Below are 23,539 nucleotides of genomic sequence, written 5' to 3' on the forward strand. Positions count from 1 at the left end.
ACCGCCCAGTGGAAATCCTCGGGGGCTTTACCGCGCTGCAGATCGCGGTCGCGCTGGTGGCAGCGCTGGGATCCGCCTTCGTGCGGGGGCTAACCGGGTTTGGCATGGCGATCCTGCTGGTGCCGGTGCTGGCGCTCGCTCTGCCGCCGGTCGAAGCGGTGGTGCTGGCCAATGCGCTGTCGCTGATGATCGGCGCGACCGAAATTCGCACGCTGGTGCGCGAGGCCGAGCCGACCGCCTGGGCGATCGGCGGGGCTGTAGTGCTGACCACGCCGCTGGGCCTGTGGGCGCTGTCGCTGACGGGCAAGGACGTGGCGCGGCTGGTGATTGCGCTCATCGCACTGAGCGCCTTTATCGCCATCCTGCTCCCACGCCGGGGCGAAGGCGTGCCGGGGGCCATAGTCACTGGCAGCGTGGGACTGCTGAGCGGTTTGATGACAGGCTATGCCGGGATGCCGGGGCCGCCGGTGGTGCCCTACTACGCCGGGCGCGCGCTGCCGCGGCCGACGATCAAGGCATCAATGCAGCTGATCTTCACCATTGCCGCCAGCGCCGGGCTCGCCAGCGCGACATGGCTTGGCATCTTGCGGTGGGAATTGCTGGTGTTCGCGCTACTGATGCTGCCGATGATTATCGGCGGCAACTGGCTCGGTGCGCGGGTCTCGGGGCGGGTCAGCGATCCTGTCTGGCGTGCGAGTGTCGGCGTCATTCTCGGCGGCGCTGCGGTCGCGGCGTTTGCTCGCCTGATTTAAATCAGAACGGCAGCGCCTGGCCTGCGAGGATCAGCGCAGCCGTACAACCGAGTACAGTCGCCCGGCGCGCCAATTCCAGCGAATCAGTACGAGTGGTGACGACAAGCGGCTGAGGGAAAGCAAGGGCTCGGTTCATAAGTCCGCACTCTCGCCCCAATTCCCTAACGAAGCGTTAATTCGCGGGCACGGCGGGCATTTGCTGGCTGGCACAATGGAAGCCGCCGCCACCTGCAAGCACCGCCTCGCCCGGCAAGCCGATAGTGTCCCGATCGGGGAACAGCGCGGCGATTGCGGCGACACCCTCGGCATCATGCGGGCTGCCGAAGGTCGGCACCACCACCAGATGCGAGGTGATGGCGAAATTCACATAGCTTGCGGGTTCAATCACACCATCGCGGGTCAGCAGGCCGGGCGAAGGGATGCGCACCACCTCGACGCCAGCAGCCTCGGCCCGCGCGGCGGCATCGGCGTAGATCGCGGCATTGGGATCGTTGGCACCGGTCGCCTGCGGCACCACCAGCCGGTTTGGCCCGACAAAGCGCGCCAAGTTATCGACATGCCCATCGGTATGGTCGTTGATGAGGCCATCGCCCAGCCACACCACGCGGGTGAAGCCCAGATGCGCGGCCAGTTCCGCTTCGATTGCCGCGCGGGTCATCGCCGGGTTGCGGTTGGGATTGAGCAGACATTGCTCGGTCGTGGCGACCAGCCCGGTGCCATCGCCATCCACCGCGCCGCCTTCCAGGATCATGGGAATCGCGGTGACGGGCAGTTCCGTATCGCGTGCCATCGCCGCGCCGATGTCCTGATCGCCGGGCATGAGATATTTGCCGCCCCAGCCGTTGAAGGCAAACCGCTGCGCACGGGGCGTGCCGTCCGCGCCCAGCACCACCAGCGGCCCGGTGTCCCGCAGCCAGACATCGCCATAGACGCGCCGTTCCAGCGTGACTTTGCTGCTGACAAGCTGGCGCGCGCGGGCTTCGTTCGCCGCGTCACGCACCAGCAGGCGCACCTGCTGCCCGCTCTCCGCCACGGCAGAGGCAAACGCCGCCATCTGCTCTTGTGCAGGCTCGAGCCAACCCGGCCATTCCTCGGCCAAGTGCGGGAAACCGATCCACAGCCAGGCTTGCGGCGCCCACTCGGGCGGCATGAGCGGTGACATTATGCGCTCAGCAGCCGTTTGCCGAAGCCGCGCAATCCGCGTCCCGCACGGCCTTGAACTCGTCACCGTCGTTCCAGTTGGGCCAACTGTTGCTTGTCGCCAGCGTCCGGCCGATGCGGTAATAAAGCTGCAGGTCGGCCATCACGCCAGACCAGTCCCAAGCCTCGTTGAATTCGTCCTTGGGGCCATGATAGCGGTTTTCGGTGTAGTCCGCAGCCACGGCGGCTCCGGCCTCGGTCCCGCCGACGATCAGATCCTCGCCGCCATCAATATACAGCATCGGCACGCCCAGCTTGGCGAAGGCAAAGTGATCGGACCGGTAATAGTAACCGGCCTCGGGCTTGGGATTGGGCGTCGCCACGCGGCCATCGGCCTTCAACGCGGCGTCAAGGAACTGATCGAGCTGCGATTTGCCCGGCCCCACGACCGTAACGTCCTTGGCCGGACCTGCCACCTGAAAGGCGTCCATGTTGATCCCGCCCACGGTCTGCGCAAGCGGGAACACCGGGTTGTCGGCATAGTATTTCGCGCCGAGCAGGCCTGATTCCTCCGCCGTCACCGCAAGGAACACCAGGCTGCGGCGCGCCGGGCCAGCCTTGGCATGCGCCTCGGCCAAGGCGACCAGCGCGGCGGTGCCGGTGGCATTGTCCACTGCGCCGTTGCAGATATCGTCGCCATCGGGCGCGGGGGTGCAGCGGCCCAAGTGATCCCAGTGCGCGGTGTGCATCACGTATTCGTTCGGCGCCTCGCTGCCGGGCAGGATGCCGATGATATTGTGCGAGGTGATGCTGCGGAAGTCGCTGGCAAAACGGGTCGCTGCCGTCAGGCCCAGCGGCACCGCCTTGAAACCCTTGACCTGCGCTGCCCGGATCAGGGCATCCAGATCCTGTCCGGCGGCGGAGAGCACTGTGCGCGCCGCATCTTCGGTCAGCCAGCCGTTCATCTGCGTCAGCGGCGGAGCATTCTCACCGCGCTGGGCATAGGCCTGCGGGCCGCTCCACGAGCTTTCGACCACGTTCCAGCCATAGCTCGCAGGGGCCGTCTGGTGGACGATCAGCGCGGCGGCCGCACCCTGCCTTGCGGCTTCTTCATATTTGTAGGTCCAGCGCCCGTAATAGGTCATCGCCTTGCCATTGAACGGGCCTTGAAGGCCGCTCGCCTGCCAATCGGGATCATTGACGAGGATCACCACTGTCTTGCCGCGCACATCGACACCGGCATAGTCGTTCCAGCCGCGTTCGGGGGCGTTGATGCCATAGCCGACGAACACCAGTTCGCTGTTCGCAAGCGTCGTGCTGGCATCCTCACGATAGGTCACGCCAACCCAGTCCTTGGCGAAATCGAAGCTGAGGTTGGCGCCTTTGCCGGTGATGGCGAGCGGGGCGTAATCCTTGCCGGTGATCTCCACCAGCGGGACTTCCTGCACCCAGGAATTGCCGTTGCCGGGCTGGAGGCCAGCGGCCTTGAACCGTTCGGTCATCAGCGCGATGGTTTTGTCCTCGCCCGCGCTGCCGGGCATCCGGCCTTCAAAGGCATCGCTCGACAGAGTGCGGGTGACGTTCTTCATGGTATCTTGCGACAGCTGGCCCGGTTGGGTCGCGGGAATATCCAGCGCGGCGACGCCTTGGCTGCCGGTTGTCGTCTGGCATCCGGCCAAGGCCAGCGCCCCTGCCGTGATCGCGCCAAGCGCGGAATATCTGGTGGCCATGGCGATGTTCTCTCCAGCGGAATATGTCACAAACAGACGCCGCCCATCGCAGAGCGTGGCATATGGCGCAAGCGTGGGGCGCAAGCAGGGGGGCAAACATGGGGCCAAGCACGGGGCCCCTTGCAGCCACAGCAGGCCGGGGCCAAAGAGGCAGGCGATGGGACATCACCCGAACCCCGATTGGGACAGCGCACTGCACCGCGCCCGCACCCACGCGCCCTTTCTTTCGCGCGCGCTGGATCGCCAGCCCGAGCTTGCCGCCTTGCTCGCTGCCGGGGAGAGCGAACCCGCGCTCGAATGGGCGCGGGCGCAAGGCGCGGTTGAGCCTGAGGTCGCGCTGCGGCGTGAACGGCTCGCACTGGCGGCCGCGCTGGCGGTGGGCGATCTGGCCGGAGCCTTCGCCCTACCGCAGGTGGTGCGCGAACTCACCGCCTTTGCCGACCGCGCGCTCGACCGTGCGATCCGCACCGCGATCAGCGAACGCACTGACCGCGACTCGACCGATGGTTTCATCGCGCTGGCGCTGGGAAAGCAGGGCGCGGGCGAACTCAACTATTCGTCCGACATTGATCCGATCCTGCTGTTCGACCGCGACCGTCTCACACGCCGGCCTGCCGATGATCCGGGTGACGCGGCGCAGCGCTATGCGCGGCGGATCGTCGCGCTGCTCTCGGCCAGCACCGCCGATGGCTATGCGCTCAGGGTCGACCTGCGGCTGCGACCTGCAAGCGAGATCAGCCCTCTGTGTGTGCCGGTCGGCGCGGCGATGACGCATTATCAGGGCGCGGCGCTGGCGTGGGAGCGCGCCGCCTTCACCCGCGCACGGGCGGCGGCAGGCGACATCGCGGCGGGCGAGGCGTTCCTCGCAGCGATCCTGCCGTTCGTGTGGCGGGGGCAACTGGATTTTGGCGCGATCGAAGAGATTCGCGCGCTCACCCTGCGCATCCGCCACAGCCATGAAGGCCCGCCTGCTCCCGGCCCCGGCTTCGACGTAAAACGCGGGCGCGGCGGCATCCGCGAAATCGAATTCTACGCCCAGACCCATCAGCTGATCCATGGTGGGCGCGATGCCTCGCTGAGGGTACGCGGCACCCGCGCAGGCCTTGACCGGCTGGCGGCCGCCGGATGGATTGCGCAGGAAAACGCCGTGACCCTGGGCGAAGGCTATGACCGGTTAAGGCAGGTCGAGCACCGCTTGCAGATGGTCAACGACCGCCAGACCCATGCGCTGCCAGAAGGCGAAGCGCTGGACAATGTCGCGCAGCTTGATGGTCTCAAGGATGGCGCGGCGCTGGTGGCAGAGCTGACCGAACTGACGACCCGCACCGGGCGCATTTACGAAGAACTGATCGGCCAGCCCGAAACCGTGGCGGTGCCGGTCGCCATGCCGGTCAGCGCGCTTACGCACAGCCTTGGCCAATGGGGCTTTCCCGAACCCGATGTGCTGGCGGAGCGGATCGAGACCTGGCGCGATGGTCGCCATGCCGCGATCCGCAGCCCGCAGGCCGTGGCGGCGTGGGACCGGCTGGCGCCTGCACTGCTCAAAGCGATGGCGCAGTCCGATGATCCGATGCGCGCCGTGACCAGGTGGGAACGCATCATCGAAAGCGTGCCGTCGGCCATCACCACCTTCCGTCTGCTCGATGCCCGGCCCGATCTCACCCAGCGGCTGGTCGCCGCGCTGACGCTCGCCCCCGCCTTGTCGGATGAACTGGCGCGCAAGCCCGAACTGCTCGACACCATGATCGACAAGGACGCGCTCGACCTGCCGGGCGCGGTGCCGCAGATCATGGCGCGGATGCGGGGCGCGGCGATCCGCCCGGATTACGAGGCGCTGCTCGATGCGATCCGGATTATCACGGGTGAAATCCGCTTTGCTTTGGGCATTCAGCTGATCGAAGGGCTGGCCGATCCGCTCGCCATCGCCCGCGCTTTGTCGCGCACCGCCGAAGCTGCGATGCAATTGGCCGCCGATGCGACGGCGCAGGAATTCGCCGCCAAGCATGGGCGCATTGCTGGCAGCGAATTGCTGATCCTGGGCCTAGGGCGCCTGGGCGGCGGGGCGCTGACGCACGCGTCGGACCTTGATATCGTCTATCTGTTCACCGGCGATTTCGCCGCGCAATCGGAGGGCCCGCGCCCACTGGGGGCGACGATCTATTACAACCGCCTCGCCAGCCGCGTCAGCGCCGCACTGTCGGTGCCGACCGCACAAGGCGCGCTGTACGAGGTCGACACGCGGCTGCGCCCGCAGGGCAATCAAGGCCCACTGGCAGTCAGCTGCGCGGCCTTTGGCAAATACCAGCGTGAAGCGGCGTGGACGTGGGAGCACATGGCGCTGGCCCGCGCGCGGGTTTTGTACGGATCGCCCACAGCCCGCGCCGAACTGGAGGCGGTGCTGGCGGAGGTGCTGCACGCCCCGCGCAACAAGGAGGCGTTGCGCGGCGCCGTGCTCGCGATGCGCACCGAAATGGCCAAGCACAAACCGCAAAATGGCCCCATCGATGCCAAGCTGGCGCGTGGCGGGCTCGTCGATATCGAGTTTCTTGTCCATTACCTGCAACTGCGCGGCGCGGCGACGGATGGTACCGCGCTCACGCAGACCGCGCCCGATGCGCTTGATCCCGATCTGGCCACCGCGCTTTCAGGGTTGATCACGGCCGGCCTGATTCCCGCTGGCCTTGCCCAGCCGCACGCGCTGATGAGCCGGATGCTGGTGGCCGGGCGCCTGCTCGCCCCCGACGGGAGGGAACCGCCACCGTCCGGTGCGCAGGCCCTGGCACGGGCGTGCGGGTGCGCGACGTACGATGAATTGCTGGAAGCCTTTGCTGCGGCGCGGCAACAGGTGGCAGAGGCCTGGAAACAAATCCTGCACACAGACATTCTCGAAACCAAACAGGAGAACCCCGCATGACCACTTTTCCCAGCATTGGTGACGCCATCCCCGATATTGCCATGGAAACGCCCGAAGGCGGCACTGTAAAGCCGTCCGACTTTGCCGGATCAAAGCTGGTGATCTTCTTCTATCCCAAGGACGACACACCCGGCTGCACCACCGAGAACAAGGATTTCTCCGCGCTACAGGACCAGTTCGAAGCGGCGGGAACGAAGCTGCTCGGCGTCAGCAAAGACCCGGCCAAGAAGCACGCCAAGTTCATCGCCAAGCACGGCCTCACTGCGCCGCTGGCGTCCGATGCCGAAGAAGGTGGCCTCTCCGATGCGCTCGGCGTCTGGGCGGAAAAGCAGATGTACGGCAAAACCTACATGGGCATGGTGCGCGCCACCTATCTGGCAGCCGCAGACGGCAAGATTGCGCAGATCTGGCCCAAGGTGAAGGTCGCCGGCCACGCGGAAGACGTGCTCGCGGCAGCAAAAGCACTCTGACCAGACCCATGCAAACCGTTGCCCATGTCATTCGCGCCGCGCTGCTGACCGCCGATCCGCGCGCCAAATGCTTCGCTGCACGTGACGTGGCGCGGGCCTGGCGGCGCGGCGCGCTGGCGTGGGATTTCGATGTTTCCATGCCGGATCAGCCCGCCTGGCCCGATGCGCCCGAACTGCTCCCACCCAGCCAGATGCCCAAACGGCGCAAAGGCGGGTCGGAGCGGGGGCGGATCGCGCTGTGGCACAGTCTGGCGCATATCGAATTTGTCGCGATTGATCTGGCGCTCGACATGGCGGGGCGCTTCGGCGCGCAGATGGGACCGGAATTCGTCGGCGATTTTCTGGATGTCGCGGCGGATGAAGCGATGCATTTCGCGCTGCTGGCACGCAAGCTGGAGCAGCTCGGCAGCCATTATGGCGCACTCCCTGCCCATGCAGGCCTGTGGGAAGCCGCGCACGGCACCCGGCACGATGTCGCCGCCCGGTTGGCGGTGGTGCCCATGGTGCTGGAAGCGCGTGGCCTCGATGTGACCCCGGCGACGCTCGAGCGGGTGCAGGCGAGCGGTGACGTGCGCGGCGCAAAAATCCTCGCCCGCATCCTTGACGATGAGATCCGTCACGTCGGCCTTGGCACGAAGCATTTTCTGCGTTGCGCCAAAATGTTCCAAAAAAATCCCGAATCTTTCTGGCAATCGCTCGTCAAACTGCATTTTCGCGGTTTTGTTCGACCGCCATTTAACGACTCAGCGCGTCTTGCAGCCGGTTTATCGCGGGAATTCTATGCAGAGATTGCGCATTAACGATCCGTCCGGATAACCCCGACTCAACAAAGGCGCGCAGTTGACGTGCCGGGATAATCCAACGGCAAAAGCCGCAATCGGGAACCGGGTCAATTATGAAATCTGCCGTGCGCCACGTGATGAAGCTCGCTGTGTCAGCCTGCTCTGCCATCCTCGTCTCCGCCGCCGCTCCGGCTTTTGCCAACACCGCAAACTCTGCCACCACCGCCAGCGCCGACATGGCCGAACCGGTCCGCGAAGCGCAAGGCGATGCGGTCGACAATGGCGACACCCGGTTCAAGTCGCTGTTTGCCAGCTGGACCGCGCTGGAACGCAATACCCCCACATTGGGAAGCGGCGGCGATATGGCCGCCTTTTCTTCGCCCATCCAACAGCGCGCCGTGTCCATTCCGTCGCGCATGCCGCTGGAAGGCGCATCATTGACCAGCGGGTTCGGGATGCGCACGCATCCGGTGCTTGGTGGCCGCCGCGCCCATGCCGGCATTGATCTTGCCGCGCCCACCGGAACCCCGGTCTATGCCACCGCTGATGGCGTCATTGGCCGCGCGGACTGGTTTTCGAGCTACGGCCTGTTCATCAGCATCAACCACGGCGCTTCGATGGAAACGCGGTTTGCGCACCTGTCGCGCCTCGCCGTTGCTGCAGGCGATAACGTGAAAAAGGGCGACCTGATTGGCTATGTCGGATCGACCGGCCGTTCGACCGGCCCGCACCTTCATTATGAGGTCCGCGTGGATGGGCTTGCAGTCAATCCGATTCCGTATATGGTTGAGAGCGAAGCACAGCTTGCCTATGCGCGCGATGCCCGCCTGACCGGAATGGGCGGCGACTAAACGCCAAGCGCAAGCTGCAAGAGATTGCCCGCTGTAAGCGGGCCGGACATTGGAGAGGGTGTCCGAACATTGGCGGCGGGTTTACCCGCCGCCTTTTTTTGCGCCCACCGCCCCTGATCGCCCCTGCATCCTGCCCGGCACGATGAGTAGCATTTCCCATACCGTTTTTGCTTGCGAGCTTGCGCACCTCGCGTAACTTCCTCTTCAAGCCGTTTGAGCGGCAAGGGAGAGAGAACACATGTCGATGCATCCGATGGCGCACGCCGCGACCCGCCCCGATCACCCCGCTGTCATCATGACCGGATCGGGCAACCAGATCACCTATGGCGAAATGGAAGCGGAATCGAACCGCTTTGCGCACCTTTTGCGCGCCCACGGGATCGGCACCGGCGATGCCTTTGCCGTGCTGTTGGAAAACCGGATCGAATATTTCACCGTGATCTGGGGATCGCAACGCGCCGGGACCATGCTGGTGCCGATCTCATCGCGCCTGACCGCGCCCGAGGCGGCCTATATCATCCGCGATGCGCAGGCGGCGGTGCTGATCACCAGCGGCTATTTCAGCGCGATTCTGGATGACATCCGCGCCGCGTGCCCCGGCCTTACCGTTTTGATGATGGATTCAGACGATGCCGAGGATTTCGCCACCGCGCTGGCTGCGCAAAGCCCCGACCCCATTCCCGATCAGCGCGCCGGAATGGTGATGCTTTATTCATCGGGCACCACCGGGCGTCCCAAAGGTATCCGCCCCGCGCCGCCTGAAGACCCCGATCCGCAAGCGCTCGTGCCGCTGCTGGGCCTTGCCACCATGGGTGCCGGGATGCCGGCGGACGGTTCAATGATCTACCTCTCGCCTGCGCCGCTGTATCACGCCGCGCCGATCGGCTGGTGCTCGATCGTCCACCGGCTCGGCGGGACGGTGGTGATGATGGAGAAGTTCGATCCCGAAGAGGCATTGAAAGCCATCGAACGCTACAAGGTGACCGACAGCCAATGGGTGCCGACGCACTTTGTGCGCTTCCTCAAGCTCGACCCTGCGGTGCGCACACGGTACGATCTGTCGAGCCACCAGCGCGCGCTCCACGCCGCAGCGCCCTGCCCGGTGCCGATCAAGCGCGACATGATCGAATGGTGGGGGCCGATCATCAACGAATATTACGCAGGGTCAGAAATGATCGGGATGACACTGGTGAAGTCCGAACATTGGCTGGCCAAGCCTGGCACGGTCGGCGTGGCGGTGCATGGCAAGGTGCACGTCTGCGGGCCGGACAATGAAGAGCTGGGGCCGGACGGCGATGGCCTTATCTTCTTTGAAAACGACAATCTGCCCACCTATCACAACGACCCGGCCAAGACTGCTGAAGCGATGCACCCGAAAGGCTGGATGACGCTGGGCGATATCGGCCATCTGGACAGCGACGGCTTCCTGTTTCTCACCGACCGCAAAAGCCACATGATCATTTCGGGCGGCGTGAATATCTACCCGCAGGAAATCGAGAATCTGCTGGTCACGCACCCCAGGGTGATGGACGCCGCGGTGATTGGCGCGCCCTGCCCGGATCTGGGCGAGAAGGTGGTTGCGGTGGTGCAGCCCAAACACGCTGCGGACCTAGGGGCAGACGCCAGCGCCGCGCTGGAAGCGGAACTGCGCAGCTTTCTTGCCGCCAGCCTGTCCAAGATCAAAATGCCCAAGCTGTTCGATTTCCGCCCCGATCTCCCCCGCGAGGCCAATGGCAAGCTCTACAAGCGCGAATTGCGCGATGAATACGCCGCCGCCGCGAAAGAAGCCGCCGCGTGAGCGAAGCCCAAAATGGGGGGGCAGCCATCCTCCCCGGCGATCTGGCGCGGGCGGTGATCGATCCCCATGCCTATGCCGGGTGGGACGGGCTGCTCGACACCTTTGATCACATCCGCGCGACAACGCCGGTAGCCAAAGTGCAGCCCGATACGCCGGGGCTGTTCGATTCGCTGGTGGTGTTCGACGCGCCGATCCACCCCAAATATCGCAAGCTGACGCAGGAATGGTTCATGCCGAGGAACCTCGGCAAACTGGAAGGCGAGTTGCGCACACTGGCGGCAGCGACGGTGGACCGGATGATCGGCCAGGGTGGGGAGATCGACTTCGTAAAAGAGGTCGCCGGCCCTTACCCCTTGCGCGTTGTCATGCAGATCCTTGGCGTGCCGCCCGAAGATGAGCCGCGGATGCAGATGCTGACCCAGCAATTGTTCGGTGGGCAGGACAAGGACCTATCGGGCAGCGGTCTCGACCAGATGACGCCCGAACAGGTGGTGCAGATCGTCGCGGGCGCGGTGAAAACCTTTGAGGATTATTTCGGTGCGCTGGCCGAGGCACGGCGGGCCAATCCGACCGACGATGTCGCCAGCGTCATCGCCAATGCGACGGTCGACGGCCAGCCGCTGCCGCCGCGCGACATGGCGGGGTATTACATCATCGTCGCCACGGCCGGACATGACACTACCAGCGCCAGCACGGCGGGCGCGATGCAGGCGCTGGCACGTGATCCAGCGCAATGGGCACGGGTCAAAGCAGACCGTTCACTCCTGCCGGGCATCGTCGAGGAAGCGATTCGCTGGACCAGCCCCGTGCAGCACTTCATGCGCACCGCGGCGCAGGATTGCGAGCTTGGCGGGCAGCGCATCGCCAAAGGTGACTGGCTGATGCTCAATTATGTCGCCGCCAATCACGATCCGGCGCAATTCCCCGATCCGCGCCGCTTCGATGCTGCACGCTTCCCCAACCGGCACCTCGCCTTCGGGGCCGGCGCGCACCAGTGCCTGGGGCTGCATCTGGCGCGGCTGGAGATGCGGATCCTGTTCGAAGCGATCCTCGACCGGGTCGCTTGCGTCGAACCGGCGGGCGTAGCCCAGCGCGCCAGCAGCACCTTTGTGGGCGGTCTCAAGACCTTGCCGCTGCGGGTAACGCCGGGCTGAAAAATCGACCGAGCTGCGTCCGATTCTGCTTTGTCTTCAAGGGTCTTTCCCCTAGTTTTCAGATCATGGGATTCAAAGTTCGCCTTGCCATTACAGGGTTTGCGGCGTGAACCTGTTTGAGCCGCATAACCTGCCGTTCCTGATCGCCTTCGGGGTGCTGGGGCTAATTGCCCTGTTGCAAGTCACCGGCGTGGGCGAAGTGCTGGAAGGCGCGGGCGAATTCGACGCGCCTGACGGGCTTGAATCGGGCGGATTTGGCGAAGCGCTGTCCACGTTGCTGGGGCTGGGCCGCGTCCCGCTGCTGATCTGGCTCGCGGCGCTGCTGTTCGTGTTCGCTTGCGTCGGCGTGATCGGGCAGACGGTGCTGGAGAGCCTCTTTGGCGCGCCGCTGTCCGCCGGATGGGCCGCGCTGGCCGCCGGCGGGACGGCGCTGCCGCTCAACAGCCTGGCGATGCGCCCGCTGGCGGCGATCCTGCCCAAGGATGAAACCACCGCCATCGCCATCGACGATCTGGTGCGGCGCGATGCCGAAATCCAGATCGGCACGGCCCGTGCGGGGTCCCCTGCGCGCGCGAAGGTGGTGGACCGGCATGGGCAGGCCCATTTCGTCATGGTCGAACCGCATGACCAGACACTCGCATTGAACGCAGGCGATACTGTCCTGCTGGTGCGCCGCGAAGGGCAGACCTTCTACGGCGTGCACTATGAAAGCCCGCTGCTGGGGCTGGGCCAATAAAAAGGGAACGCACATGGCTTTAACCACACCGGAAACCACATCCATCGATCTGGTGTCATCCGGGGGCGATCTGATCAGCTACGGGATCATCGGCGGCATCTTCTTGCTTGTCGTTGTCATCATGCTGGTGGTCCTGATCCGGATGTACCGCCGCGCATCGAAGGAAACCGCCTTCGTGCGGACCGGCATGGGCGGCGAAAAGGTCGTGATGAACGGCGGGGCGCTGGTGTTCCCGGTGTTCCACGAAGCCATGCCGGTCAACATGAACACGCTGGTGTTGCCGGTGGTGCGCCGTGACGCCGAGGCGCTGATCACGCTCGACCGGTTGCGGATCGATGTGAAGGCCGAATTCTACGTCCGCGTTCGCCCCGATGCCAACGCCATCGCGATGGCAGCGCAGACGCTGGGCCAGCGCACCATGCAGCCCGATGCGCTGAAAGATCTGGTCGAAGGCAAGTTCGTTGACGCACTGCGTTCGGTCGCGGCGGGCATGACCATGAACGAGCTGCATGAACAGCGCGCCGACTTCGTGCAGAAGGTGCAGCAGGTCAGCTCCAACGATCTTGCCATGAACGGGCTTGAGCTGGAATCGGTGTCGCTCACCGGGCTCGACCAGACCTCCATCGAACACTTCAACGCCAACAACGCCTTCGACGCCGAGGGTCTGACCAAGCTGACCGAGCAGATCGAAGCGCGCAAGAAGCTGCGCAACGATATCGAGCAGGACACCCGCGTCCAGATCGAAACCAAAAATCTCGAAGCCAGCCAACGCAGCTTCGAAATTGCGCGCGATCAGGAATATGCGCGGCTGGAGCAGGAGCGCGAGGTCGAAGTGCGGCGTGCAGGGCAAACCGCCGAAATCGCGCGCGAGCAGGCCGAGCGCAACCGTGAGGCGGACGCCGCCCGGATCGAAGCGAAGAAGCAGGTCGATGCCCAGCAGATCGAGGCCGACCGGTTGGTCGAGGAAGCCCGCATCGATCAGCAGCGCGCGCTCGAAATCGCCCGGCAGGAACAGCAGATCGCGGTGCAGAACAAGTCCCGCGAGGAGAGCCAGGCGAAGGCCGAAGCCGATGGTGCCCGCGCCAAGGCGGTAGAGGCCGAGGAGCGCGTTGCCACAGCCCGCGAAAGCGAAATCGCCGAGCGGCAAAAGAAGATCGAACTGATCGAAGCCGCCAAGCAGGCCGAGCGCGAAGCCATCGGCGTGAAGGTGCAGGCCGAGGCCGAAAAGGACGCGGCCAGCAACCGCGCCGAAGCGCTGAAGCTGGAAGCGATGGGCGAAGCCGATGCCGAAAAGCTGCGCGCTGAAGCGGCGCGGGTGCGGTTCGAAGTGGAAGCCGCCGGCCAACGCGCAATCAACGAGGCGGCCAACATCCTCTCGAACGACCAGATTTCGCTCCAGACCAAGATGGCACTGCTCAAGGTGCTGCCCGAAGTCATCCGCGAAAGCGCCAAGCCGATGGAGGCTATCGATTCGATCAAGATCGTGCAGGTCGACGGGCTCACCAATGGCGGGCGCTCAGCCAATGATGGCAATGGCTCCGGCGGTTCGGGCGGTGGCAGCGGTTCGGGCAACCTTGCCAGCGATGCCGTGTCCGCCGCGCTTGCCTACCGCGCTCAGGCGCCAGTGCTCGACGGACTGATGAAGGAACTGGGGCTGGATGGCTCGTCGCTGTCCGGCCTGGTCAAAGGCGCGGCCGAGGCTGAGGCGGAAACGCCTGCACCCGCGCCGGCCCCCACGGCAGCCAAGCCCGCCAAGCAAAAGGCGATTGCCCGCGACAACGATGCGGATGATGTCCCGGCCGGCGAAGCGGCAGAATAGGCATGTGGCGCGAGGGGCAGCAGTGCGGCCCCTCGCGTGCTACTTCAGCAAATCCAGCGCGATCGCGCGCACTTCGGCGCCCATGTCGGGGCGCGTCAGCGCGATGGCCAGCGTCGCTTCAACAAAGCCGACCTTGCTGCCACAATCATAGCGGGCGCCATCGAACGTCACTGCGTGGAAGGGCTGCTGGCCAATCATCTTGGCCATCGCATCGGTCAGTTGGATTTCTCCGCCTGCGCCCGCGCTCTGGCTTTCCAGCACCCGCATAACCTCGGGCTGGAGGATATAGCGACCCGAGACGATCTTGTTCGACGGGGCATCGGCCACGGCAGGCTTTTCCACCAGCCCGCGCACTTCGGTCAGCGCGCCGCGCGCTTCCCCCGGATCAATCACCCCGTAACTGGAAACCTGCTTCATCGGCACTTCGAGGACCGAAATCAGGTTTCCGCCGACCGCGTTATAGGCTTCCACCATCTGCGCCATGCAGCCGGTGCCGCCTTCGCGTGCCACCATAAGCTCATCAGGCAGGAAGATGGCGAAAGGCTCGTCTCCCACAATTGCGCGCGCGCACCAGATCGCGTGGCCCAGGCCCAGCGGCACCTGCTGGCGCACCGCGATCACATCGCCGGGCGTAGCGCGGGTACATTCCAACACGGACAGATCCTTGCCCCGCTCCGTCATGGTCTGTTCCAGCTCGAACGCGATGTCGAAATGTTCGACGATCCCGGTCTTGCCGCGCCCGGTGACGAAGATCATCTGCTCGATCCCCGCTTCACGCGCTTCGTCCACGGCGTATTGGATCAGCGGACGGTCCACCACCGGCAGCAGTTCCTTGGGAACCACCTTGGTGGCGGGCAGAAAACGGGTGCCAAGCCCGGCGACAGGAAAAACGGCTTTGCGGATCGGCTTGGGAGGCATGGGTCACCCTTCGTGGCAGATATCGTCTGTCGCGTATCGTGCGATGCCGTGCCTCGCGCCACAACCCAGGTCAATCATTCATCCCGGGCCTGCACCGCATGTTGCGCCAAAAGCACTTTTCGCTAAGGCTGCGGGGATGGACAAACTCACTATTCGCGGCGGCAATCGCCTTTCCGGCACTATTCCCATTTCCGGCGCCAAGAACGCCGCGCTCACGCTGATCCCTTGCGCGCTCTTGACCGAGGAACCGCTGACTCTGCGCAACCTGCCACGGCTGGCGGATATTGACGGGTTTCAGCATCTGATGAACCAGTTCGGCGTCACCACCGTGATCCAGGGCACGCGCCCGGAAGATTTCGGCCGGGTGATGAGCATGGAGGCGACCCGCATCACATCCAACGTCGCGCCCTATGATCTGGTGCGCAAGATGCGCGCTTCGATTCTGGTGCTCGGCCCGATGCTGGCGCGCAGCGGCGAGGCGACCGTCTCGATGCCCGGCGGCTGCGCAATCGGCAACCGTCCGATCGACCTGCACCTGAAAGCGCTGGAAGCCTTCGGTGCGCGGATCGAACTGGCGCAGGGCTATGTGAAGGCCATACAGCCCGATGGCGGAATGCCGGGCGGGGACTTTGATTTCCCGGTGGTCAGCGTTGGCGCGACCGAGAACGCGCTGATGGCCGCGTCGCTCGCGAACGGCACCAGCCGGTTGTTCAACGCCGCGCGCGAACCGGAAATTGTCGACTTGTGCAATATGCTGGTCGCCATGGGCGCCGAGATCGAAGGCATCGGCACGTCGAACCTGACCATTCACGGCGTCAAGCGACTCCACGGCGCGACCTACCGTGTCATGCCCGACCGGATCGAAGCGGGCTCCTATGCCTGCGCCGCCGCGATCACCGGGGGCGAAGTGCGGTTGGAAGGCGCCAAGGCCGATGACATGATGGCGACGATCCATGCGCTGCAATCCATCGGCGTTCACGTCGATTGGGATGCGAAGGGCATCAACGTGCGCGCCAACGGCGCGCTGAAGGCGACGAACCTCACCACCGCGCCCTATCCCGGCCTTGCCACCGATATGCAGGCGCAATTGATGGCGCTGCTGGCGCGGGCCGAGGGCGCGAGCGTGCTGAAGGAAACGATCTTCGAAAACCGCTTCATGCACGTGCCGGAACTGGCGCGCATGGGCGCGGACATCACCACCGAGGGACGCACCGCGATCGTCAAGGGCGTCAGCGGTCTAACCGGCGCGGAGGTCATGGCGACTGACCTGCGCGCTTCGATGAGCCTCGTCATCGCGGCGCTGGCCGCTGAAGGTGAGACGACCGTGCGGCGGCTGTATCACCTTGATCGCGGCTACGAGCGATTGGAGGAGAAGCTCCAGCTGGTCGGCGCGGATATCGAACGGGTGGATGATTAGAGCCTGGCTTGCGCGGGTTAGACCCTTGTTAGATCGGTTTAGCCCCCTGCTTGCCCTGCCATGCCATGCCTCGCAGCAATGTTTCACGTGAAACATTGCGCTAAACCCTGTTCACCACCAGCCACACCCGGATCGCGCTCGCCAAACCCGGCGGGGTGGATGACTTGATCCGCTCAGCGTCAATCCGGGCGACCAGCGCCGCGATGGCCAGCCCTTCCGCTTTGGCGGCGGCGCGCAGCATCTCCCAAAACAGCGGTTCCAGGCTGATCGAGGTTGCGTGGCCCGCGATGCTCAGCGAGCGTTTGACCGGGGGGTGATAGGGCGAGGGCGTGTCCATCCCCCCATCCGTATTAAGCCGCTTCGAAGTCGTCCACATATTCAGGATAGAAGCCCGGTGCGCGGGGCGACCAGCCGGGCGCGGTGGCGGCGGCTTCGCTTAAGCTTTGCAACAGCAGCTTGCGGCGTTCGGGGCGGATCGAGGGAAGCGCGCTCGCAGCGCAGAAGGCCGCTGGAAGATAGGGCCGAGCGCCCGCACCCAGCAGGCGTTCGTATAGGAACCGGAACGCTGAAAAGCATCCCAGCCGCTCCTGTTCCAGATCAAAAGCCGCCACACGCACCAGCTTGCCGAGGAAACGTTCGACCTCGTGCGGCGTGCCATCCTGCGGGATCAGCGCGCGCAATGTCTTGAGATCCTGATAGGCCACATATTGCCGGCGGATCGCAGTGTTTTCGGTTTCGCTGCGGCCCCAGCGCCGGAAGGCATCGGTGCGCGCCAGGCCAATATCGAGACTGCGCTTGATGTAGCGCTGCTCTGCGGGGGCGAACCCGGCGAATTCCCGCATTTCGGCAATCGGCATCATCATGGCGTGTCTCCTTCGACAAGGAGAACGTCGCACAGCGTGGTTAATTTAGGGTTAGGTGCTTTCTTGTGCGCACGCCTGCGGCGCGCGGTATCCTCGCTTCGCTGCGGGCGCGCGGTCGCGCTTGCGGCTGCTACGCAGCCGGATCAGCGCGCCACGCTCGTGTTTTCTCAAATCAATCCCGCCAAGGGCGAGGACGGATCAGCATACATCCGCCGCGCCATGCGGCCCGCGAGGTACGCCTCGCGCCCGGCCTCGACCGCCAGTTTCATCGCGCGGGCCATGCGAATCGGGTCTTTGGCTTCGGCAATCGCGGTGTTCATCAGGATCCCGTCGCAGCCCAGTTCCATGCCCACCGCTGCGTCCGAGGCTGTTCCGACGCCCGCATCGACCAGCACCGGCACCTTGGCGCCTTCCACAATGAGCCGGATCATCACGCGGTTCTGGATGCCGAGGCCCGACCCGATCGGCGCGCCCAGCGGCATGATCGCCACCGCGCCAGCGTCTTCCAATTGCTTGGCGGCAATCGGATCATCGGCGCAGTAGACCATCGGCAAGAAGCCCTCTTTGGCCAGCACCTCGGTCGCCTTCAGCGTTTCGCGCATGTCGGGGTAGAGCGTGCGCGCTTCGCCCAGCACTTCCAGCTTCACCAGATCCCATCCGCCAGCCTCGCGTGCCAGGCGCAGCGTGCGCACCGCGTCCTCGCCAGTGAAGCACCCGGCGGTGTTGGGCAGATAGGTCACTTTCCTGGGGTCGATAAAGTCGGTCAGCATCGGCGCCTTGGGGTCGCTGACATTCACGCGCCGCACAGCCACGGTGACGATGTCCGCCCCCGACGCCGCTACCGCCGCCGCGTTCTGTTCAAAGCTTTTGTACTTGCCCGTGCCCACGATCAGGCGCGACCGGAAGGTGCGGCCTGCGACCGTCCAGGTATCGGACTGATGGTCGCCCCCGCCGACGAAATGCACGATTTCGAGCCGGTCTTCGTCGGTCAGCGACGCTTCGCCCAAAGTCGAACGCGGCACGATTTCGCCATTCCTCTCCACCGCAACCTTTTCAGGGACGAGGTCGAGCTCGCGCACAAGATCAGCGATGGTCGCGGCGGCGGTGCGGTGCGGGGCGCCGTTCAGGAAGATGCTTTTGGTCATGGCAGCGGACATAGGCGCTCGCGCCGAGGCTGCAACCTGCGTGTTTGGCGCGGATTAGCCTGCGGCGCGCAGGTTGAGCAGATGGCCGCCTGAAACCAGTGCGACGCCGACCAGTGTCAGCAGAAACTCGTTGGCGCCGTGCGGCACTACCAGAGCCGCCGCCATCAGCGCCAGACCGACCAGTGCGACCAGGAACGGCAGCAGCCGTCCGTGCCGCATATAGCCCCAACCGATGGCACCGCCTGCCACCAGCAACGCCAATGCAAGGCCAACGCGGTGGATATTCTCTTCCAGCAGAAAATGCCCGCCCAGCCCCAGCGCCGAGACCAGCAGCAAGGTCGCCAGACAATGCACCGCACACACACCTGCCAGCCCGATTCCCAGCTGATCGAGTCGGCGACGCAGCGAGGTCGGACTCGCGGGAGGGAGAGCGTTTTGGGGCATGATCTGTTGGCGATGTATGTTATGTTGTTACATCTTGCAAGCCCGGTTGCATCCGGCAGACGGTACGATCACCTTGCACCGCCCGCACGCCTTGCGTTTGTGCTGCCGGCTTGCGCCGTCCGCACGGGGCTTTGCAGCAAACAGGCTTGCACTCGGCGGCGCTGCGGCACAAGGAACCACCTATCATGGCCACCTCCGCTCCCATGCACTCCTCTGTCTCGCCTCCGGCACAGTCCGCGCTGCAAACCCGCGCCCGGCCGCTGGCAGTTGCGCGCTGGCTGGAAATCGTTGCGCTGCTGGTGGTGGGGATCGTACTCGTCGGTGGCATCACCCGCCTCACGGAAAGCGGCCTTTCAATCACCGAATGGAACGTCGTCAGCGGTATCCTCCCGCCCCTGACAGATGCCGCGTGGCAGGCCGAATTCGCCAAATACCGGCTGACCGCCGAATACCAGATTGAGAGTGGCCCAGCGGGCATGGATCTGGCCGCATTCAAGTTCATCTTCTTCTGGGAATGGTTCCACCGCATCCTGGGGCGCGTTATCGGGCTTGCGTTTCTGCTGCCGCTGATCGTGTTCGCAGCGCGCCGCGCGATCCCGGCAGGATATGGCCTGCGGCTGGTGGCGATGTTCAGTCTGATCCTTGGGCAAGGCGCGCTGGGATGGTTCATGGTGTCATCGGGCGTCGGCGAAACCGATCTCACCGATGTGAACCATTTCCGGCTTTCTGCGCACCTGCTGACCGCGCTGTTCCTGCTGGCAGGGCTGGTGTGGACCGCACGCGATCTGCGCAAGCAAGCCCGCGATTCTGCAGCGCGCCCCGCACGCCTGTCGCGGAGCGCAGCGGTGGTGGCGGGCATATTATTTGTGCAGCTGCTGCTGGGCGCCTGGGTGGCGGGCCTCAATGCAGGCCATGCCGCCAGCGACTGGCCGCTGATGAACGGGCGTCTGGTGCCCGAAATGGACTGGGCCCTAGGCGCGATCTGGACGCTGACTCATGATCCTTTCTTGCTGCACTTCCTGCACCGTTGGTGGGCCTGGATCGCGGTCGCGGCGCTGGTGTGGCTGGCGCGCATCGTGCGTACGGCGGATCGCTTCGCCAGCATCGCCGTCAACGCCGCGATCGGCACGATGGTCCTGCTGGGAATCGCCACCGTGATGAGCGGCGTGTCCCTGTGGATCGCCGCAGCGCACCAGCTGGTCGGCGCGTTGACCGTCGCCGCAACCGTCTGGGCGATGCACAGTTTAGGGCACAGTTTAGGGCACAGCCGTGGGCCTTCGCGGCAGGCGAACGCCTGACCCCGGTAGTGCCGAAATCTGCCTGAATCGCGCCCGTCACCCCGTACGGTATCATTTTACCCTATCTGTAAACCGCGCTTTTGCTTGACTTTCGCGGGGGTCGGCGACATTTGCCGCCCACTTCCTCTCCGATCAGTGATGGTCGGCGGCGATTCTTGCCAGATATTTTCTGGCAGGACAGTTTTGAACCAAGGACACATGCCATGAAGGCACTCAGCAAGCAGACCCGGTCGATCAAACCGGCCGAGGTCGAGAAGAACTGGCACATCATCGATGCCGACGGCCTCGTGGTAGGGCGTCTCGCCTCGATCATCGCCAACATTCTGCGCGGCAAGACCAAGCCGATTTACACCCCGCACGTCGATTGCGGCGATCACGTGATCGTCATCAATGTTGAGAAGGTGAAGTTCACCGGCAACAAGATGGGCGACAAGATCTATTACAAGCACACCGGTCACCCCGGCGGCATCAAGGAAACCACCCCGGCCAAGGTGCTGGGCGGTCGTTTCCCCGAACGCGTGCTGGAAAAGGCTGTTGAGCGCATGATCCCGCGCGGCCCGTTGGGTCGTGATCAGATGCGTGCGCTGCACCTCTATGTCGGTACCGAGCATCCGCATGACGGCCAGAAGCCGACCGTGCTCGACGTTGCTTCCATGAACCGCAAGAACAAGGTCGTTGCATAATGACTCCTGAAAACTCCGGCGAAACCACCACCGTCTCCGATCTGGCTGATCTGAAGGACATCGCCGCTGGCGTGCCGCAGGGCGACGCTGCTGAAATCGCTCGCGTTGCCATGCCGCTGCGCGACCGTGAAATCGATCCGCAGGGCCGTTCCTACGCCACCGGCCGCCGCAAGGACGCGGTTGCGCGTGTCTGGGTCAAGCCCGGTACCGGCAAGATCACCATCAACGGCCGCGATCAGGAAACCTATTTCGCGCGTCCGACCTTGCGTCTGGTGATCAACCAGCCCTTCACGATCACTGATCGTGCCGGTCAGTATGACGTGATCTGCACCGTGCGCGGTGGCGGCCTGTCAGGCCAGGCCGGCGCGGTGAAGCACGGCATCGCGCAGGCGCTGACCCGGTATGAGCCGGAACTGCGTTCGGCCGTGAAGGCAGAAGGCTTCCTCACCCGCGACAGCCGCGTGGTGGAGCGCAAGAAGTACGGCAAGGCCAAGGCCCGTCGCAGCTTCCAGTTCTCGAAGCGCTAAACCTTCCTGCAAGGGATACGAACAAAGGGCGGCCCCGCAAGGGTGCCGCCCTTTACTTTTGCGGGTGCTGGTCGCGCCGATCAATACACCGGCGGATCGATCGGCGGCACGCGGTCAACCGGTGCGACAGGCTCGCCTTCTGAACGCGGCGGCATGGCATCTTCGGGCACGTCATCGATCATCATGTCCGGCGTCGGGACGTTTTCAAGGTTGCGCACGATAACCTCCAGCCGGGCGCCGTCCCACGTCAATTCGTTGAAGCTGGGTGGGGTTGAGCGGGTGCGTTCGGACAAGGTGCCTGCCCCGATCATGCGCACCGTGCCATCGAGCGTGGGTTCGGCAATATCGAAGGCATCGTGGACATGGCCCGACAACACCCCCAGCACCCCGCGCCGCGCCAGTTCGCGCAAGGCGTTGGTGCCGCCACGGGTCAGCGCCGTGCCTTGCGTCCCCGCTTCACGCAGAGGGTGGTGGACCGCAACCAGTGCCTGCGTCCCGGCAGGCAGCCGGTCGAGCGCGGCAAGACACCGGTCCAACGCGGGCTTTGTCACCCAGCCTTTCGACCAGTTCAGCCGCGGCTGCCAGCGCCGCACCGTCTTGAGCGGCACGATCGCCAGACCGGGTAGATCAATCTTGCGCTCAACCAATGACTTCATCCCCTCGAACCGGGCATAGGGATCGAAGAACCGCGCGATCAGGTTGAAATAGGGCATGTCGTGGTTGCCGATGCTGATCGTCACCGGCGCATCCAGCGCGGTGATCCAGCGGGTGGCAGCGGCAAATTCGTGGTGGCGCGCACGCATGGTGTGATCGCCGGTGATCACCACCGCATCGGGCCGCCGCGTGGCAATTTCGGTCCGCACCCAGTCGATCGCGGTCTGGTCTTCAAGGCCGAAGTGAATGTCGGACAGATGAAACAGGCGCAGCAGTTCAGTCATCATGCGCCGTTGCCAGCAAATCCACGCCGCACGGCGCCACCACAAAGCGCGAGCCTGACGCACATTCCGCCGGTTCCCCGTCAAGCAGACAGGGAAGAGGGCTGCCGTCGGCCGTAGTCAGAACGGTGCTGTCCGCGATTCCCAACCGGTCATGCGGGCCTTCGCGAAAGCGGCGCCGCATCAGCGCCCAGGCCTGCCCGGCATAGTCGGCTGCATCTGCGGCAAAATACCCGTCGATCTGCACGCCATGTTCACCCGGCGTCAGCTCAACCAGCGGATAGCCCCCGTCACGCATCAGGCGATTGTCCGGCAGAAGCACGCTAGGCCCCCCGCTGGTCGTGCGGATCGCGTCGAGCGTTTCCTTGGCCATGTCGGCCAGATCGAGCTTGCGCATCGATTCGCGGACGCGGCTCCATGCGGTTCCGGGCCCGACGAGCAATCCCGCCAGCGCTATGCCGGCGTCACACCGCACGCAATGAGGCCGCAGCGGGCGCGCCCCGCCGCCGGCCACGACATCAAGAATAGTGCCGACATTGATCGATCGGTGCAGCCGCAGCGGCAACAGGTTCATCGTTCCGCCAGGCAGCACCAGCACCTGCCCGCCCCAGCCTTCCAATTGGCTGATCGCGGCGTTCATGCTGCCATCGCCGGTGTAGATGGCCAGCATGGCAACACCGGCCGCATCCAGCGCGTCACCTGTGGGCAAAGGGTCATCGGGAAAGGCAATCACCCGGTCCACCGTCCAGCCGCGCGATGTCAGCGCGGCGCCGACCATTTCGGTGGAGCTGTCGTCATTGCTCCCACTCGAAGGATTGACCATCAGCCAGCAGGCAGTGTTGCCATCCATTACGTCTCACGCTCCTGAAAAAGCCAACCGATTACACCCGGCGGGTTAGGATAAGCCACGCTGCGCCGCCATTGAACCCGGTGTAGGCGGCATAGGCCCAGACGAAGCCGGGCCAACCTTCAACCGAAAGCAGCAGCGCAAAGAACAGCACCGCGAATTCGCTGACCAGCGCGGCACGGCGGCCCAGCGTCTGGCTGACCTGTGGCAGGCGGATCAGCAGCGGGTGTCCACTATCGAACACAGCGCGGTTGACGGCGAAATTACCGATTCCCAAGAAAAAGATGATGATGGTGGCCAAGCCCATGGGCATACT

24 protein-coding genes are annotated in these 23,539 nt (G+C 64.7%); 13 read left to right on the forward strand and 11 right to left on the reverse strand.

Annotated elements, in window-relative coordinates; translation table 11 throughout:
- Positions 1 to 8: 8 nt before the first annotated feature.
- Positions 9 to 752 carry a TSUP family transporter gene (locus ACRANW_RS02335; protein WP_479432959.1) on the forward strand — a complete coding sequence of 248 codons (744 nt, stop codon included), beginning with the start codon at positions 9 to 11 and terminating at the stop codon, positions 750 to 752.
- Position 753: 1 nt separating this feature from the next.
- On the opposite strand, the gene ACRANW_RS02340 is transcribed toward ACRANW_RS02335, so the two are convergent.
- From ACRANW_RS02340 to ACRANW_RS02350, 3 genes are read right to left on the reverse strand one after another with little or no spacing between them, the layout of a single operon-like run.
- Positions 754 to 888, reverse strand: a complete 135-nt coding sequence (locus ACRANW_RS02340; RefSeq protein ID WP_479432960.1) for a hypothetical protein — start codon at positions 886 to 888, stop codon at positions 754 to 756.
- A gap of 36 nt (positions 889 to 924) precedes the next feature.
- The gene (locus ACRANW_RS02345; RefSeq protein ID WP_479432961.1) at positions 925 to 1,914 is read right to left on the reverse strand and encodes an agmatine deiminase family protein; all 990 of its coding nucleotides are present in this window, start codon (positions 1,912 to 1,914) and stop codon (positions 925 to 927) included.
- Positions 1,915 to 1,921: 7 nt separating this feature from the next.
- Positions 1,922 to 3,622, reverse strand: coding sequence for a M28 family metallopeptidase (locus tag ACRANW_RS02350; RefSeq protein ID WP_479432962.1), 1,701 nt, complete (start codon positions 3,620 to 3,622; stop codon positions 1,922 to 1,924).
- A 157-nt stretch (positions 3,623 to 3,779) separates the two neighbouring features.
- Between ACRANW_RS02350 and glnE the strand changes: the two genes are divergently transcribed.
- From glnE to ACRANW_RS02390, 8 genes are all read left to right on the forward strand, one after another.
- Positions 3,780 to 6,536 carry a bifunctional [glutamate--ammonia ligase]-adenylyl-L-tyrosine phosphorylase/[glutamate--ammonia-ligase] adenylyltransferase gene (gene glnE / locus ACRANW_RS02355; protein WP_479432963.1) on the forward strand — a complete coding sequence of 919 codons (2,757 nt, stop codon included), beginning with the start codon at positions 3,780 to 3,782 and terminating at the stop codon, positions 6,534 to 6,536.
- A complete protein-coding gene (locus tag ACRANW_RS02360; RefSeq protein ID WP_479432964.1) occupies positions 6,533 to 7,006 on the forward strand; it encodes a peroxiredoxin in 474 nt (157 codons plus the stop codon). The genes glnE and ACRANW_RS02360 overlap by 4 nt, the downstream gene beginning before the upstream one ends.
- Before the next feature lie 8 nt (positions 7,007 to 7,014).
- Positions 7,015 to 7,806 (forward strand): ferritin-like domain-containing protein, encoded by a 792-nt coding sequence (locus tag ACRANW_RS02365; protein ID WP_479432965.1) that lies wholly within the window; start codon positions 7,015 to 7,017, stop codon positions 7,804 to 7,806.
- Between the two features lie 95 nt (positions 7,807 to 7,901).
- Positions 7,902 to 8,639 (forward strand): M23 family metallopeptidase, encoded by a 738-nt coding sequence (locus ACRANW_RS02370; protein WP_479432966.1) that lies wholly within the window; start codon positions 7,902 to 7,904, stop codon positions 8,637 to 8,639.
- A 244-nt stretch (positions 8,640 to 8,883) separates the two neighbouring features.
- The gene (locus ACRANW_RS02375) at positions 8,884 to 10,437 is read left to right on the forward strand and encodes an acyl-CoA synthetase (RefSeq protein WP_479433990.1); all 1,554 of its coding nucleotides are present in this window, start codon (positions 8,884 to 8,886) and stop codon (positions 10,435 to 10,437) included.
- Complete coding sequence (locus tag ACRANW_RS02380; protein WP_479432967.1) at positions 10,434 to 11,591, forward strand: cytochrome P450; 1,158 nt, start codon at positions 10,434 to 10,436, stop codon at positions 11,589 to 11,591. The genes ACRANW_RS02375 and ACRANW_RS02380 overlap by 4 nt, the downstream gene beginning before the upstream one ends.
- 106 nt (positions 11,592 to 11,697) lie before the next feature.
- Entirely contained in the window at positions 11,698 to 12,327 is a 630-nt protein-coding gene (locus tag ACRANW_RS02385) for an OB-fold-containig protein (protein ID WP_479432968.1), read from the forward strand.
- A 121-nt stretch (positions 12,328 to 12,448) separates the two neighbouring features.
- Positions 12,449 to 14,146, forward strand: a complete 1,698-nt coding sequence (locus ACRANW_RS02390; protein WP_479433991.1) for a flotillin family protein — start codon at positions 12,449 to 12,451, stop codon at positions 14,144 to 14,146.
- A gap of 39 nt (positions 14,147 to 14,185) precedes the next feature.
- On the opposite strand, the gene ACRANW_RS02395 is transcribed toward ACRANW_RS02390, so the two are convergent.
- Entirely contained in the window at positions 14,186 to 15,064 is an 879-nt protein-coding gene (locus ACRANW_RS02395; protein ID WP_479432969.1) for a UTP--glucose-1-phosphate uridylyltransferase, read from the reverse strand.
- 136 nt (positions 15,065 to 15,200) lie between these two features.
- Between ACRANW_RS02395 and murA the strand changes: the two genes are divergently transcribed.
- Positions 15,201 to 16,481 carry a UDP-N-acetylglucosamine 1-carboxyvinyltransferase gene (gene murA, locus ACRANW_RS02400; protein ID WP_479432970.1) on the forward strand — a complete coding sequence of 427 codons (1,281 nt, stop codon included), beginning with the start codon at positions 15,201 to 15,203 and terminating at the stop codon, positions 16,479 to 16,481.
- A 100-nt stretch (positions 16,482 to 16,581) separates the two neighbouring features.
- On the opposite strand, the gene ACRANW_RS02405 is transcribed toward murA, so the two are convergent.
- The 4 genes from ACRANW_RS02405 to ACRANW_RS02420 form a co-directional block, all read right to left on the reverse strand.
- The gene (locus tag ACRANW_RS02405; protein ID WP_479432971.1) at positions 16,582 to 16,818 is read right to left on the reverse strand and encodes a ribbon-helix-helix domain-containing protein; all 237 of its coding nucleotides are present in this window, start codon (positions 16,816 to 16,818) and stop codon (positions 16,582 to 16,584) included.
- Positions 16,819 to 16,831: 13 nt separating this feature from the next.
- Entirely contained in the window at positions 16,832 to 17,344 is a 513-nt protein-coding gene (locus ACRANW_RS02410) for a hypothetical protein (RefSeq protein ID WP_479432972.1), read from the reverse strand.
- A 167-nt stretch (positions 17,345 to 17,511) separates the two neighbouring features.
- Entirely contained in the window at positions 17,512 to 18,489 is a 978-nt protein-coding gene (thiS, locus tag ACRANW_RS02415; protein WP_479432973.1) for a sulfur carrier protein ThiS, read from the reverse strand.
- 54 nt (positions 18,490 to 18,543) lie between these two features.
- Positions 18,544 to 18,933 carry a MerC domain-containing protein gene (locus tag ACRANW_RS02420; protein ID WP_479432974.1) on the reverse strand — a complete coding sequence of 130 codons (390 nt, stop codon included), beginning with the start codon at positions 18,931 to 18,933 and terminating at the stop codon, positions 18,544 to 18,546.
- Positions 18,934 to 19,118: 185 nt separating this feature from the next.
- Here ACRANW_RS02420 and ACRANW_RS02425 point away from each other — a divergent pair, with 185 nt between their 5' ends.
- The 3 genes from ACRANW_RS02425 (at position 19,119) to rpsI (ending at position 21,441) form a co-directional block, all read left to right on the forward strand.
- A complete protein-coding gene (locus ACRANW_RS02425; RefSeq protein ID WP_479432975.1) occupies positions 19,119 to 20,231 on the forward strand; it encodes a COX15/CtaA family protein in 1,113 nt (370 codons plus the stop codon).
- Positions 20,232 to 20,434: 203 nt separating this feature from the next.
- On the forward strand, positions 20,435 to 20,914 hold the full coding sequence (gene rplM / locus ACRANW_RS02430; RefSeq protein WP_479432976.1) for a 50S ribosomal protein L13: 480 nt from the start codon (positions 20,435 to 20,437) through the stop codon (positions 20,912 to 20,914).
- Positions 20,914 to 21,441 (forward strand): 30S ribosomal protein S9, encoded by a 528-nt coding sequence (gene rpsI / locus ACRANW_RS02435; RefSeq protein ID WP_479432977.1) that lies wholly within the window; start codon positions 20,914 to 20,916, stop codon positions 21,439 to 21,441. Before rplM ends, rpsI begins: the two co-directional genes overlap by 1 nt.
- Positions 21,442 to 21,521: 80 nt before the next feature.
- On the opposite strand, the gene ACRANW_RS02440 is transcribed toward rpsI, so the two are convergent.
- The 3 genes from ACRANW_RS02440 to ACRANW_RS02450 are packed head-to-tail and all read right to left on the reverse strand — an operon-like array spanning position 21,522 to position 23,530.
- On the reverse strand, positions 21,522 to 22,382 hold the full coding sequence (locus ACRANW_RS02440; protein WP_479432978.1) for a metallophosphoesterase family protein: 861 nt from the start codon (positions 22,380 to 22,382) through the stop codon (positions 21,522 to 21,524).
- Positions 22,372 to 23,226, reverse strand: coding sequence for a diacylglycerol kinase family protein (locus tag ACRANW_RS02445; protein ID WP_479432979.1), 855 nt, complete (start codon positions 23,224 to 23,226; stop codon positions 22,372 to 22,374). The genes ACRANW_RS02440 and ACRANW_RS02445 overlap by 11 nt, the downstream gene beginning before the upstream one ends.
- A gap of 31 nt (positions 23,227 to 23,257) precedes the next feature.
- Complete coding sequence (locus ACRANW_RS02450) at positions 23,258 to 23,530, reverse strand: hypothetical protein (protein WP_479432980.1); 273 nt, start codon at positions 23,528 to 23,530, stop codon at positions 23,258 to 23,260.
- Between the last annotated feature and the right edge of the window lie 9 nt (positions 23,531 to 23,539).

Source organism: Erythrobacter sp. 'gip.4 top 5' (genome assembly GCF_056495765.1).

Bases quoted from the DNA above. Each gene is read 5' to 3' on its own strand.
- ACRANW_RS02410 (WP_479432972.1), bottom strand. From the start codon at position 17,344: ATGATGATGCCGATTGCCGAAATGCGGGAATTCGCCGGGTTCGCCCCC.
- ACRANW_RS02425 (WP_479432975.1), top strand. From the start codon at position 19,119: ATGGCCACCTCCGCTCCCATGCACTCCTCTGTCTCGCCTCCGGCACAG.
- murA (WP_479432970.1), top strand. From the start codon at position 15,201: ATGGACAAACTCACTATTCGCGGCGGCAATCGCCTTTCCGGCACTATT.
- ACRANW_RS02440 (WP_479432978.1), bottom strand. From the start codon at position 22,382: ATGATGACTGAACTGCTGCGCCTGTTTCATCTGTCCGACATTCACTTC.
- ACRANW_RS02445 (WP_479432979.1), bottom strand. From the start codon at position 23,226: ATGGATGGCAACACTGCCTGCTGGCTGATGGTCAATCCTTCGAGTGGG.
- ACRANW_RS02375 (WP_479433990.1), top strand. From the start codon at position 8,884: ATGCATCCGATGGCGCACGCCGCGACCCGCCCCGATCACCCCGCTGTC.
- ACRANW_RS02360 (WP_479432964.1), top strand. From the start codon at position 6,533: ATGACCACTTTTCCCAGCATTGGTGACGCCATCCCCGATATTGCCATG.
- ACRANW_RS02395 (WP_479432969.1), bottom strand. From the start codon at position 15,064: ATGCCTCCCAAGCCGATCCGCAAAGCCGTTTTTCCTGTCGCCGGGCTT.
- ACRANW_RS02370 (WP_479432966.1), top strand. From the start codon at position 7,902: ATGAAATCTGCCGTGCGCCACGTGATGAAGCTCGCTGTGTCAGCCTGC.
- glnE (WP_479432963.1), top strand. From the start codon at position 3,780: ATGGGACATCACCCGAACCCCGATTGGGACAGCGCACTGCACCGCGCC.
- ACRANW_RS02350 (WP_479432962.1), bottom strand. From the start codon at position 3,622: ATGGCCACCAGATATTCCGCGCTTGGCGCGATCACGGCAGGGGCGCTG.
- ACRANW_RS02390 (WP_479433991.1), top strand. From the start codon at position 12,449: ATGCTGGTGGTCCTGATCCGGATGTACCGCCGCGCATCGAAGGAAACC.
- rplM (WP_479432976.1), top strand. From the start codon at position 20,435: ATGAAGGCACTCAGCAAGCAGACCCGGTCGATCAAACCGGCCGAGGTC.
- rpsI (WP_479432977.1), top strand. From the start codon at position 20,914: ATGACTCCTGAAAACTCCGGCGAAACCACCACCGTCTCCGATCTGGCT.
- ACRANW_RS02340 (WP_479432960.1), bottom strand. From the start codon at position 888: ATGAACCGAGCCCTTGCTTTCCCTCAGCCGCTTGTCGTCACCACTCGT.
- ACRANW_RS02405 (WP_479432971.1), bottom strand. From the start codon at position 16,818: ATGGACACGCCCTCGCCCTATCACCCCCCGGTCAAACGCTCGCTGAGC.
- ACRANW_RS02450 (WP_479432980.1), bottom strand. From the start codon at position 23,530: ATGGGCTTGGCCACCATCATCATCTTTTTCTTGGGAATCGGTAATTTC.
- thiS (WP_479432973.1), bottom strand. From the start codon at position 18,489: ATGACCAAAAGCATCTTCCTGAACGGCGCCCCGCACCGCACCGCCGCC.
- ACRANW_RS02420 (WP_479432974.1), bottom strand. From the start codon at position 18,933: ATGCCCCAAAACGCTCTCCCTCCCGCGAGTCCGACCTCGCTGCGTCGC.
- ACRANW_RS02345 (WP_479432961.1), bottom strand. From the start codon at position 1,914: ATGTCACCGCTCATGCCGCCCGAGTGGGCGCCGCAAGCCTGGCTGTGG.
- ACRANW_RS02365 (WP_479432965.1), top strand. From the start codon at position 7,015: ATGCAAACCGTTGCCCATGTCATTCGCGCCGCGCTGCTGACCGCCGAT.